General features: G+C 69.9%; 11 protein-coding genes. 9 read left to right on the forward strand and 2 right to left on the reverse strand.

Annotated elements, in window-relative coordinates:
• Nucleotides 1-164 precede the first annotated feature (164 nt).
• Entirely contained in the window at nt 165-1,508 is a 1,344-nt protein-coding gene (locus tag G4D85_RS30275) for an AHH domain-containing protein (protein ID WP_164017513.1), read from the forward strand.
• A 16-nt stretch (nt 1,509-1,524) separates the two neighbouring features.
• Entirely contained in the window at nt 1,525-2,091 is a 567-nt protein-coding gene (locus tag G4D85_RS30280) for an imm11 family protein (RefSeq protein WP_164017514.1), read from the forward strand.
• Between the two features lie 222 nt (nt 2,092-2,313).
• Here G4D85_RS30280 and G4D85_RS30285 read toward each other — a convergent pair whose 3' ends face one another.
• Nucleotides 2,314-2,886 carry an imm11 family protein gene (locus G4D85_RS30285; RefSeq protein WP_164017515.1) on the reverse strand — a complete coding sequence of 191 codons (573 nt, stop codon included), beginning with the start codon at nt 2,884-2,886 and terminating at the stop codon, nt 2,314-2,316.
• Between the two features lie 547 nt (nt 2,887-3,433).
• Between G4D85_RS30285 and G4D85_RS30290 the strand changes: the two genes are divergently transcribed.
• From G4D85_RS30290 to G4D85_RS30320, 7 genes are read left to right on the forward strand one after another with little or no spacing between them, the layout of a single operon-like run.
• Complete coding sequence (locus tag G4D85_RS30290) at nt 3,434-3,934, forward strand: hypothetical protein (protein ID WP_164017516.1); 501 nt, start codon at nt 3,434-3,436, stop codon at nt 3,932-3,934.
• The gene (locus G4D85_RS30295; RefSeq protein ID WP_164017517.1) at nt 3,931-4,485 is read left to right on the forward strand and encodes a DUF4123 domain-containing protein; all 555 of its coding nucleotides are present in this window, start codon (nt 3,931-3,933) and stop codon (nt 4,483-4,485) included. Before G4D85_RS30290 ends, G4D85_RS30295 begins: the two co-directional genes overlap by 4 nt.
• Complete coding sequence (locus tag G4D85_RS30300) at nt 4,482-4,844, forward strand: hypothetical protein (protein ID WP_164017518.1); 363 nt, start codon at nt 4,482-4,484, stop codon at nt 4,842-4,844. Before G4D85_RS30295 ends, G4D85_RS30300 begins: the two co-directional genes overlap by 4 nt.
• Nucleotides 4,845-5,450: a peptidoglycan-binding domain-containing protein gene (locus G4D85_RS30305; RefSeq protein ID WP_164017519.1), complete on the forward strand. Its 606-nt coding sequence runs from the start codon at nt 4,845-4,847 to the stop codon at nt 5,448-5,450.
• A 12-nt stretch (nt 5,451-5,462) separates the two neighbouring features.
• Complete coding sequence (locus G4D85_RS30310) at nt 5,463-6,158, forward strand: hypothetical protein (protein WP_164017520.1); 696 nt, start codon at nt 5,463-5,465, stop codon at nt 6,156-6,158.
• A gap of 28 nt (nt 6,159-6,186) precedes the next feature.
• Nucleotides 6,187-8,196 (forward strand): ComEC/Rec2 family competence protein, encoded by a 2,010-nt coding sequence (locus G4D85_RS30315; RefSeq protein ID WP_164017521.1) that lies wholly within the window; start codon nt 6,187-6,189, stop codon nt 8,194-8,196.
• Nucleotides 8,197-8,231: 35 nt separating this feature from the next.
• Nucleotides 8,232-9,092: a hypothetical protein gene (locus G4D85_RS30320; protein WP_420821731.1), complete on the forward strand. Its 861-nt coding sequence runs from the start codon at nt 8,232-8,234 to the stop codon at nt 9,090-9,092.
• A 34-nt stretch (nt 9,093-9,126) separates the two neighbouring features.
• Here G4D85_RS30320 and G4D85_RS30325 read toward each other — a convergent pair whose 3' ends face one another.
• On the reverse strand, nt 9,127-12,114 hold the full coding sequence (locus G4D85_RS30325) for a PAS domain-containing protein (RefSeq protein WP_164017523.1): 2,988 nt from the start codon (nt 12,112-12,114) through the stop codon (nt 9,127-9,129).
• Between the last annotated feature and the right edge of the window lie 88 nt (nt 12,115-12,202).

Here is a 12,202-nt window from a genome sequence, read left to right on the forward strand (position 1 = left end):
AGTATTTTGGGGTCTTGACGTCACCAACATGAAGATGGGCGCATGACCACTTGAGTCCCGCGCCAGCCTGAGCCCCAGGGTTCAGCCTCTCCGCGCCTTGTCAGATTCTTCTGGTATTCCTGGCTTCAGTCTCATGGGACCGAGCCCAGAACCGGAGGACGTGGATGAGAGCGCGCGGGGTCATCTGGCTGGTGCTGGCGCTTGCCGTCGCGGGCTGCTCGACCACGAGGGTCGTGCGACTGGACATAGGGAACGGACCTCCCATCGTCCACACGCCTTTCGAGGAGGAAGGTACCGGGCCCGTCGAGTTGGACGACGATGAGTTCGAGGAGGCCATGGTGGCGCTCGCCCGGGACGTGCGTCCCTTCGCCAACCCATTGCGAGAGGCCCGCCAGCTCTTCGGAGTCCCCGAAAGAGGCGGGGTGTACCTGTACCAGCACCGCAGCCCTCGGCTCGTCCCCCAGGAAGAAGAGAAGCACCCGGACGGCCCGCGCCTGCTGGAGGCGTACTCGGATGACGAACTGACGCGCGCCTATGGCCGCTGGTGCGAGCGTAAGAAGCAACCCGGCGACTGCCTGCGCCTGCTGGCCGAAGGCCCGCTGCTGGCCAGCGACGGCAAGTACTCGCTGGCCATGGCCATCGCCATGGACTCGGTCTGGGAGGAGACGGCCAAAGCGCTGGAGGACATGGCGGACCCGCAGGCACTTTTGGCGACGGTGACGGCCTCCGTCAGCATGTACCTGCTCCTCTGGTCGCTGCCCGAGCCGGTGAGCAAGGGCCTGGCTGCTCTGCTGACGGCCACCGCCATCGCCTACCTGGGCGTGGACACGGTGTGGCGCCTGCTGGATGGGTGGATATCCCTGGTTCGCAAGGTGGACCAGGCCATCACCTTCGAGCAGCTCAGCGAGGCGGGCGAGGCATACGGCGAAGTCCTCGGCGAGAACGCGGCGCGCGTTCTCATCATGCTGGCCACAGCTGCCATCGGGAACACAGCCGGCCTGGCTGCGAAAGCGTCGCGGCTGCCAGGCTCGGCGCAGGCAGCGCTCGCCGTGGAGACACAAGCGGGCTACCAGTACATGGCCGTCGGAAGCGTGCAGTCCGTGACGATGGCCGCCGAGGGCTTCACCATCGCGCTGGCCCCCAATGCGGTCGCCATGGCGAACCGGGGAATGCGCGGCGGCCGGACCCGGGACCATCACCTCGCAACGGACAAGAACAGTATCTCCACCGCTCGCGGCGGGCCCTGGACGCCGCGGTTCAGGAGGCTCTTCAAGAAGGCCGGGATGGAGCTGAAGGACCCCGAGAACATCGTGCCGGTCGAGGGCCACAACGGTCCCCATCCACAGCGGTACCACGAACTGGTCCACGAAAGATTGAACGGTGCGACGGAGACCTGTCGCAGGGTGGAGGAGTGCCGCGCGGCCCTGACAAGAGCGCTTCAACAACTGGCCAGGGAGGTCGTCACGAAAGGAACGGAGCTCAACAGGCTCGTGACGCGCGGCAAGTAACGGTTAGAACCGCATCATGCCGAGTCGCTTCTTCAGGATTGCCGAGAACGTCCAGGCCGGTAACTGGTACCTGGGGGACCCCGAGGACCCACGGGGCCAGGAAGTAGAAGACCCTTGGATGTTCAGGGCAGGGCGGCCCATCCAGGTCGAAGGCCCTCTGAGCGTCCCCATCGACGAACCGGGCAGGGCGCTGGACTTCTCCCTGGCAGGCGTGGGGCTTGCGCCCATCGTCCACGTCAAGGTGGCCACCCTCTTCGTGGAGCTGGCCCCAGACGACGTGCAGACCCTTCCTGTGGGCATCAAAGGCCACTCGGACCAGTACCTCATCCTGGTGGCCACGAAGCTCATCCGCTGCATCGACGAGAAGGCTTCCAAGGTGCAGTTCTGGAAGCCGGAAGACGGGCTGCCCGGGAAGGTAGGTCAGTACTACGCGGTGGATGACTTGCGCATCGACCCCAGCAAGGTGGGCGATGCCAAGGTGTTCCGCACGGAAGGCTGGACCATGGCCCTCATTGTCTCCGAAGACATCAAGCGGGCCCTGGAGCGTGTGAAGGCCACCGGCGTGAAGTTCACGCCGGTGTAGCTCCTTCCGAAACGGCCCCTGCACGCGGTGGTGCTCGGCCTGGCGGAGGTGGACCGCTTCACTGGGACGACTGAAGGAAGGTGGTGGAAATCGAGATCGCCGTGCTCCTGATGACGGTGAGCGGCACGTCCTCCCTACTGCGCGCCGGGTACACGGAGAGCGCCACCGAGCACCTGATGCAGCAGTGGAACACGGCCCCGGACATGCGGCGCCTGCCGCGCGTCAGACCTCTTCGAACCGTCCACCCTGAATGCCGGCTCGCTCCAGAGCGCCCTTGAGATTCCCGTCGACAATGATGGGAGGGGGCCAGCCCCAGAGCCGGAACACGCGGGCGTCGCCGACCTTTGACTTGTCGATACGCAGGCCAATCACGGAGCGGTACTCCCCGACCCGATCTGGCCGCCCGTCTTCCCGCGTGTAGAGCTGAACCTCCGCGCTCTTCTGGTCGTCAATGCACCGGACCGTCCGTGTCACGTTCACCAGGAAGTAGGTCTCAGCCTGTCCCTGGACCTCTACCGGGAACAGCTGCACATCGCTGAGGGCCAGCTCACGGAAGATGGATGCGACCCGTGCGTTGACGACGGGCGTTTGACCCACTCCCGCGGTGTCGAAGCCCAGGGGATTGCCAGGGCGGTCCAGCGGAACGAGCAACCGCTCGCGCAGCTCGACGGGCCGGCCGTAGCTGAACTCCCAGGCGTCCTCGAGTTCCTCTCCAGTGAGGCGGGTGGGCTCTCCCAGGTACCAGCGCCCCGGCACATCCACATCGATAGCGAGGCGAAAAAACCTTCGTTCCATGGAGTCACGCCCCGGGATCCTTCGTGCTCAGCCTGCTCCAATTAGCCCTGAGGGTCACCAGCCCCTGACCCCACCGGACAAGCCCGCTCGCGTCCGACGACCACGATGCCCAGGCCGGGCTCATCCCTGACGCCCCCTCCCAGCCCGCCAGCGTCAACCCCAGGCGGGCCAGCAGCACCAGGGCACCGGCCACCGACGCGCGGAAGCACTTCGAGATACCGCTTCCATTTTTTCGTGCATTACCTGACCCTCACGAACGTCAGAGTGAGCGCGTATTACTGGAACGCACCAGCCAGGGGCCCTCCGATTTCTGCTGCAAGGCCATTGCATGTAGGCAACTGGAGGCGCTCCGGACGCCCGCGCGGGGCACTTCCACGTGTGGCACGCGTCCCACCTGGACGCGGGCCGCGTCCCATGCGAACGCTGACTCTGATGCCCCCGTGCCCGGCCCGCTGGGATGCCCCTGGATACAACCCGGCACGCGGACTGCAACGCTCCTCCCCGTCGCGGCCTCCCGACCGACTTCCCTCCTCGAGGTACCTCCCCAATGCCGCTCCCCCGCTCCGGCCCCTGGCGCCTCCGAGGACGCCCCCAGCTCTACGAGGTGACGCTCGGCGGCCGGCCGGCCGATGACGCCGCCCCGCAGGTGCCCTCGGAGTTCCTGTGCTGGCACCTGGAGCACTGGCTGACGTGTGCGCGGGGCACCCTCCTGGAGATGTACACGGCGCTCGGCGGCGCTTCGCCCTGGGGGCTCACGTCCCTGGAGCGGGCCCGGCATGATCGGCTCCTCCGGGAGCGGCTGACGCGCGCCTTCGAGCTCGGGGAGCTGGTGGCCTTCCGTGTCTCGGAGACCGTGGGCGCGTGGACCTGGCAGGAGCCCGAGCCCCTGCGGCCGGAGCCTCCCGCGCCCCGCCCCGTGCTCGTGCCGGAGGAGGAGCTGTTCCCCAACCCCGCGCTTCAGGCCCAGGCGCTCAAGCGCGCGGCCCAGGAGGGCGTGCCGTTCTGCGAGGAGTGCGAGCGGCGCAAGCGCCAGCGTGAGGCGGCATGAGCAGCGCCCACCTCGCTGCCCTGCTGCGCGTGTTCGAGCGCGAGGCCGCGCGCGCGCCCGGCACCCAGCTCTACGCCATCCTGGACGGAGCGCGAGACTCGCGCGTCCACCGGCGGGTGCTGGACGGGCGCTTCGCGCACAGCTGCCTCTACGCGGGGAAGCTGCCGCTGGAGCTCCTCGAGGTGGCCCCCTACCTCGTCCGGCTGGAGCCCGAGCACCCGCTGGCCATGAGCCTGCTGAGCGAGGCGTGGGGAAACAGCTGGGGCATCTTCCTGCGCGCCCCCCCGGGCCTGGAGCCGCTGCGGCGCCACTTCCGCCGCTTCCTCAAGGTCCGTGACGAGCGGGGCAAGTCGCTGGTCTTCCGCTACTACGACCCGCGCGTGCTGCGCGCCTACCTGCCCACCTGCACCCCCGAGGAGCTGGACTTCCTCTTCGGCACCGTCCACCAGTTCTACGCCGAGTCGGAGGGCGCCGACGCGCTGCTCGCGTACTCCCGCGAGGGCGGGCCGCTCACACGCAGGACACTGGCGCTCGCGGACGCGGCCGCATGATGCGGATTCGCCGCGAGCAGCTGGACGTGCTCGCGCTGACGCGCCGGGAGGCATTCATCGACCGGCTGGTGGCGCAGCTGCGCAAGCACTGGAGCGAGGAGTGCGAGGCGCTGGAGGACGCCGCGCTCCGTGAGCGCGTCGGGGACGCCATCGACCGGGCCGCGAAGTACGAGCTCCGCGCCGAGGTGGACATGGCCCGCTACGTGAATGTCACCCTGGCGCTGGGGCCCGCGTTCGACGAGGACCCGCGCTACCCGTGGGCCCGGGCCATCCTCGAGGAGGAGGCCTTCACCCCGGGCAAGAAGGTGGAGCGCCTCTGCGCCCTGACGACGGAAGCGCTCGCGAAGCAGGAGGCCTAGGTGCCACCCCCCGAGAAAACGACAGGCTCGAGCACCGAGAAGTTCCAGGCGATGGACCAGGAGTCCCGCGAGGAGTTCACCGACGTGGACGCCGAGAGCCCCACGCTCCCCTGCGAGAAGGACGACGTCTGGGTCCGCATCGCCTTCAAGGACGACTTCGGCGAGCCCTATGCGGACGTGGCCTTCGTCCTGGAGGTGAAGGGCCAGCAGTGGAAGGGGCGGACGACCTCCGCCGGAGTCGTGGAGCACGTGGTCCCCGCCGACGCCACCGAGGGGGTGCTGAAGCTCTGGTTCGACGGTGAGGAGGAGGGGGACGAGCCCTTCACGTACACGCTGGCGCTGGGACAGATGGACCCGGTCGCCCTCGAGACGGGACAGCGGAGCCGGCTGGAGAACCTGGGCCTCTTCGGCCTGGATGCGGACGGGCCCGCGTCTGGCACCTTCGAGGATGCGCTCTACACCTTCCAGGAGTGGGCCGGGCTGGAGGAGACCGGGAAGCTGGACGGCGCGACCGAGCGGAAGCTCAAGCTGCTCTACAGCCCGCTCGGCAAGGAACCACTTCCCCCGCCCGCCGAAGAGGACGTCGGCGTGGGCGGGACGGAATAGGGAGGACTCCGCTTGGGAATCAGCAAGTCACATCGGATCCGGAAGAAGAGCCCCCGGCTCAACATGGAGCGGCTCCACCGGAAGTATGCCAACGGGTGGCAGCCCGCGGCCCGGCCCTTCGTCACCTCGCACAAGGGCGTCAGAATCAAGGTCTACGCGGTTCCGGCCAAGAAGAAGGCGCTGGGGGACGTCATCATCGTTCCCCGCATCCATCCCTACTTCGGCTTCATCGACCACATCGACGAGGATCGCCTGTCCAACGGAGAGCGGTGGTACACCCTCTACTTCGACTGCATGGCGGCCCCCTGGTTCATCCAGAACGCGGGGCAGATGGCGCAGCCGGGCTTCCCCTTCGACCAGATTGCCATCGCCGCGAAGTCCTGCATCATCGAGGTGTCCCTGGAGCGGGCGCAGATTGCGTCGCTCAACCAGCGCCTCGTCGCGGAGCAGGGCCCGAAGCCCCTCCAGCAGCTCCAGGTCGGCTCCTGGTGGCTGCTGGGGGAGACCTCGACGCCCGTGCCCAACAGCGTCGTGGCGACCAAGTACCTGCCCAATATCTTCAGCACGGACCCCACCACCATCCTCAACTCGGGCCACGAAGTCGCAACGCGGCTCACCCTGCTGCGGATTCCGACCCCCCAACAGCTTCAGGCCCTGGTCGCGGTCTCCCACCCCGGGGACCTGGCCCAACGCTACCCGGGGCGCTAGCCCCTCTCGTCTTCCTGGAGCCCGGCTCATGGCACATCAAGAGGTCAACACCGCCGCCTTCAACCTCCATGTCGCCACCTGGATTGCCGGAGGAGGAAACAACGCGGCGGGCTTCAGCATGACGCCCAGCTTCGTGGGCGTGATCGACATCGGCCAGGGCTCCGCGAATGCCGTCTTCAACGCCAGCGGACAGGTCATCCTGTATTACGACCTGGGCGGGGGCGCGGGCCCCAACCGGTTCACCTTCCCCGAGAATGGTCACCCCCAGCTCGGCCCCCAGTACTGCAACCATGCCCGGCCCCGGTTCCTGCTCTCCCACTGGGACTGGGACCACTGGCGCGGCGCCATTCCCTCCATCGGCACCAAAGCGCCTGCCCAGATTGCCCTCGCCGCCAATCCCCTCAGCACGGCCATCACCGCCAACACCACCTGGGCCGCCAAGTCGCAGGGCATGGGCCAGATCCACAAAGCCATCCGGAGAAAGATCTACAACCTCACCGACTTCTACGAGCGCACGACCCTGGGCGGCGGAGCGGCCGTCAACGTGGGGGACTTCACCATCATCCTGTGCGACAACAACCTGAACAACGGGGACGTCGACAACCAGACGGGCTTCGCCCTGCGCATCGAGGACCCCGTCAACGCGGGCCAGTACATCCTGATGTCCGGGGACGCGCACTACCCCAACATCCCGGCGCACGGCTGTGACCAGAATCTGGTGGGCCTCGTCGCCTCCCACCACGGCGCGGAGGAGGTCCAGAACCACATCCCGCGTCCGCTCGGAGGGGCCGGGCCCATCGTCCACTCCTTCGGCACGGGCAACAAGTATGGCCACCCCCGGGATGACGGCGTCACGCCGTATACGAACCGCGGGTACGTGGATGCCCAGGCCATGCAGACCTCCGGACGTGACGGCGCGAGCCCGAACTTCGGCCCGCGCGGCAACGTGGCGCTCAAGTTCGCGAGCACCCCGGCCGGCCCCGGGCTCGCCGCCGGAGGTGGAGGAAATCAGCTCAGCGACGCCGCCATCGCGGTGCTGGCCTCCGCCACCACGGCCGCCCATGTCGCCTCGCAGGGCGGCAACCTGACGAGCGTGCAGCTGGGCCACATCGCCGCCGCCGCCGCCTACGAAGCCGTGCGGCTGTCCGTCCAGCCCCAGGCGGCGAACATCGTCGCGCGCATCGCCGCGGCCCCCGCCGGCATGCCCGCCCAGACGCACCTCCAGGTGCGGGCGCCGAACCTGGGAGGCGCGCCCTGCAACGAGCTGGTGGACAGCCTGGCCCAGGCCCATGCCGCGAGCACGGCGGTGCAGACCGCGGCCTGCCAGGCCTGGCTGGACCCGGTGGGTGCCCTCATCGCCGAAGCCCACAGCCAGGTGGCCATCAACGTCACCACCGTGGTCAATGGCGTGGCCACGTGGCCCATCATCGGCACCCGCTCCGCTCGGGCCACGAAGCGGGCCTATGACATCACCCAGCATCCGGGCACCACCGCCGCGCTCACCGCCACCCTGGGGGGTTCCGCGAACGCCGCCAATGTGGTGGCCGCCTTCCCCGCGGCGCCTCCCACCCAGGCGGCCGTTGGCAGGGCCGCGTCCGAGGCCGCCTTCGAGGCCGCGGGCACGACCATGGGCTACTCCGCAACCAACGGAGAGGCGCCTCCCGAGTTGGCCCGGTCGGTCTACACCTACGTGAATTGGCTGGGCCTGGCCAACGTGACGCCGCTGGTGTCGGCCATGCTCGCCGCCGCCGCCGCGATGATGCCGCACGTCCCCGTCCAGCCCGAGGCGCCCATCGCCGCGGCGCTCACCGCCGGGCAGCAGAACGCCCTGCGGGACTCCGCCAGGGCCGCGGTGGCCGCTACGTACGCGGGGGTGACGCTGGTGGGGAATCACCACGGTCAGGTGGCCCGGGCCGCGGTGGCCGCCGCACGGGCCGCCATCGGCGCCGCGAAGGGGCTGCCCCAGCCCGGCTGCCACCGGCATCCCCGGCAGTGCGGCGCCAACATGTGCAGCCTGACGCTGCACTATGGCGTGTAGCGCCCTCGCGCACTGACCGGGGCCGTCCGAAAGAGGTGATTGGGTTGCATCTGCGAATCGCTGTATTGAGCGCGTTGTGGGTCCTCACCTTCGCCGCCGGCTGCGCACGCAGCCAGGCGGGCCGGGGCAACAGCGGCGAGGCCATGGCCTCCGCCACCGGCTGTGCGGCCCCGGGGGCCCTGTGCTGGGACTTCGAGGAGGGCACGCTGCCGGCCGGCTGGACGCCGTATCGCGACGAGTTCAGCGGCGAGCTGCGCGTGGACGACTCGCGGGCGCGCCGGGGCCGGTATGCGCTGCATGCCCGGCAGCTGGTTGGCGGCAAGGAGGGCTCGCAGGGCGGGCCCAAGAAGACAGTGCGCTTCGAGCTGCCCGCCGACTTCGGGCCCGTGCTGTGGGGCCGCGTCTGGGTCTACACGACGCCCGCGCGGCCCATGTCCCACGCGGGCCTCTTCAACGCGCGCTATCCGCGGCCCGGGAGCAGTGAGCGCGCGTTCGACACGCTCGACTGGTACGAGGTCGCCACGTATCAGCAGAAGTACATGGCCATCTGGCACCCGCCCGAGCCGCCCGGCTTCCCGGAGTGGGTGCAGGTGTCCGGCACACCGCTGGTGCTCGATGCATGGACGTGCCTGGAGTGGCTCTTCGATGGAGCCAATGGCGACTCGCCGCAGGCGGCCGACCCGCGCGTGTGGCTCGATGGCGTCGAGCTCGAATGGCCCGAGCGCTTCGTCTTCTCCGACCCGCCCACCGCGACACGGCCGGTGCAGGAGAAGGCCACCCACTTCACGGTGGTGGAGGCCGGCGTCTTCCTCTACCAGGGCCTCTCGGTGCCCACCGACTGGTGGATGGATGACCTGGCCATCGGCAGGCAGCGCATCGGCTGCGAGCCGAACTGAGCAGCGCGCGCTCCGGACGCGGAGCCCGGCGTGACTACGCGTCCTGCCGCCCCGCCCGCCGGGGCAGGCGCAAGGAGAACCGCGTCCCTTCCTCCACCGTGGACCGCACGGCAATCGTGCCCTCGTGGGCGTGGACGATGCGGTCCACGATGTAGAGCCCGAGTCCCAGGCCTCGGCTCGTCACCTGGCCGACTCCCGCTCCCCGCTTCATCGGCTGGAAGAGGATGGGCAGCACCTCCGGGCGGATGGGCTCGCCCGCGTTGTGCACGTCCAGCACCACGAAGCCGTCCTCCGCCCGCAGCTCCACCCGCACCGGGTGCGTCTCCGAGCCATAGCGCAGCGCATTGCTCAGGAGATTCGTGACGACCTGCGCCAGCCGGTCCGTGTCCCACTCGCCCGCGCCGCTCCCTCGCGTCTCCACGTCGATGCGCCGCCCCGGGTTGGCGAGCCGCACCTCCTCCACCACCGCCCGCACCAGCTCGTTCAGGTCCGCGGGCCTGCGCTGCACCGGAATGCCCCCGCCAAGCCGCGCCTGCGTGAAGTCGAGCAGGTCTCGAATCATCCGGTCCGCGCGCCCGGTGGCGTTGCGGATGCGGTCGATGCCCCGCCTCGCCGCCTCATCCAGGTCCGTGCGGCGCAGCAGCATCGACGTGGAGAAGCCGATGGCGTTGAGCGGGTTGCGCAAGTCGTGGCTGACGATGCCGATGAGCTTCTCCTCCAGGTCCGCCCGCCGCTGCAGCTCCTCCTCGCGCCGCTGCAGCCGCGCGTCCAGGCGCTTGCGCTCGGTGACGTCCAGCACCGTGCCGATGAAGCGCACCGCCTGCCCCCGCTCGTCGAAGAAGGCCTGTCCATGCGCCGACACCCAGCGCTCCACGCCATCCTTCAGCCCCACGGTGCGGTACTCGGCGTTGAACATCCCGCCGTCCTCCCCCGCGAGCGCCCGCTGGACGGTGGCCGCCGTGGACTCCCGGTCCTCCGGGTGGAGCCCGGTGAGGAACGTGTCCCACGTCACCTCCGCGTCCGGCGGCAGCCCGAAGAGCGCCTTGCAGCGCTCGTCCCAGCGCAGCTCCTCCGACACCGGGTCCAAATCCCACGTGCCCAGGCGGGCCGCCATCAGCGCCAGCCGCAGCCGGTCCTCGCTCGCGCTCAGCGCGCTGTAGAGCTTGACGTTCTCGATGGCCACGCTCGCCAGCTGCGCCAGCTGCACGAGGATGGCCTCGTCCTCCTCGGTGAACTCCCCTTCGTTCTTGTCGGAGAGCTGGATGAGCCCCAGCATCCCCCCGTCCCGTCCGATGAGCGGCGCCGCCAGCCAGCCCCGCGGCGTCGGCTGGCCACTCGCGGGCTCGCGCAGCGCCCTCCAGTACGGGTGCGCCTCCAGCTCCGCCTGCGTCAGACGCACCGGCCGCCGGGTCTTCGCCACGCGGACGTAGAGGTCAGCAGCCTCCCGCGAGGGCGCCGAGCCCCGCCACGCGGCGTACTTGTCGGAGAACGAGACGGCGCCGGAGGGCCGCGCTCCGCTCCCCACCATCGACGTGACGGCCTGGTGCGCGCCGATGAGCACCCGCGCCTGCTCGGTGATGACCCGCAGCACCGCGTCCAGGGTGCTGGTGCCGCTGATGGTCACCGACGCGGCCGCCAGTCCCCGGAGCTGCTCGGCGCGCTGGCTCTCGCGCCGGAGCAGCCGCGCGCGCGCCTCCTCCGCCTGCTTGCGCACGCTGCTGTCCTGCATCGCCCCGACGATGCGCGAGGCCCGGCCCGCCCCATCCCGGGAGATGACTGCATGGTCGGTGACGTGCACGTAGTGTCCGTCCCGGTGGAGGACTCGGTACTCGCCGCGCCACCGGTCCATTCCCCGTTCGATGGCCACCTGGAGGCTGCGCATCACCCGCTCCCGGTCATCCGGGTGGAGGCGCGCGCGCCACCAATAGATGTCGGGCGGCATCTCCTCGGTTGGGAAGCCGAAGAGCGCCTGCACCCCCTCGCTCCACCCGGCGACGTCGGTGCGCAAATCCCAGTCCCAGATGGCGTCGGTGATGGCGCGGCTGGCCAGCCGGTACCGCTCCTCGGAGGCGCCCAGGCGCGCGTGGGCCTCCTGGAGCTGCCCGAAGAGGAACGCCCGGTCCAGGATGCCGGAGAGGTACTCCACCAGCGTCTCCAGGTAGCGCTTGGCCTGGGGCTGGAAGGGCCGGGCGCGGGCGACGCCGATGGAGATGACGCCCAGCAGCTCGCCATGGGGCCACAGCCGCAGCCCCATGAGCGTGAGCAGCCGGCCGCCGCACAGCCCCTCGTGCAGCGGGGCCATCGTCTCGGACGTGCCCGCCAGCACCAGCGGCTCCTCGGAGCGGGCCACCTGCGCCAGGAACGAGTCCTCCTCCAGGGAGACCACTCCCTCCGGCCCGGAGGCCGCCTCGCACCGGCCCGAGGCCGCCACGCGCCGCAGCGTCCCCGGTGCGCCGAGGAGGAACAGCTCCGCCCCGTCCGCCCCCAGGGCCTCCTGGATGAGCCGCACCATGGGCAGCAGGTGGGCCTCCAGCGGCTCATCGCGCCGCAGCGCCTTGGGCGCCATCGCCTCCAGCCGCCGCACGGTGCGCTTCTCGCGCTGGCGGTCCTCCACGGAGTAGCCCGTGAAGACGGCCACCGCGTTGTCCATCGCCTGGTCCAGCTCGCCGAAGAGCAGCTGCGAGTCCTCGGGGGTCGGCTGCTCCTCCCGGGGCAGCGCCTCCCAGAGCTGGGCGATGAGCCGGCCCAGGAGGACGTACTCGCTCGTCACCTCGTCCTGGTTGTAGCCAAGCCGCAGGCGGGACTCGACGTGCAGCTCCTCCCGCCGCCGCTTCGCGGGCGCCAGCGCTCCCCGGTGTCCCTGACGGGAGATGGCGGCGAGGGTGTCGAGGTACTCCGGGAGCGTGTCGATGACCTGGGCGGGCTTCAGCCCCCGGGCACTCTCCAGCTTGCCGGCCTCCTCCAGGAAGCGCCGCACGAGCAGCTCATGGTGGCTTGCGATGAGGTCGGCGATGCTCGGCATGGAAGGACGAGGACACCCGCACGTGGCAGCGGGCCCGCATGATTGGGTCTGCGCCTCCTCACGGGAGCGGCAACGCGCGGCGAATCCT

This window comes from Pyxidicoccus trucidator (assembly GCF_010894435.1).
GTDB classification, from domain to species: Bacteria; Myxococcota; Myxococcia; order Myxococcales; family Myxococcaceae; genus Myxococcus; species Myxococcus trucidator.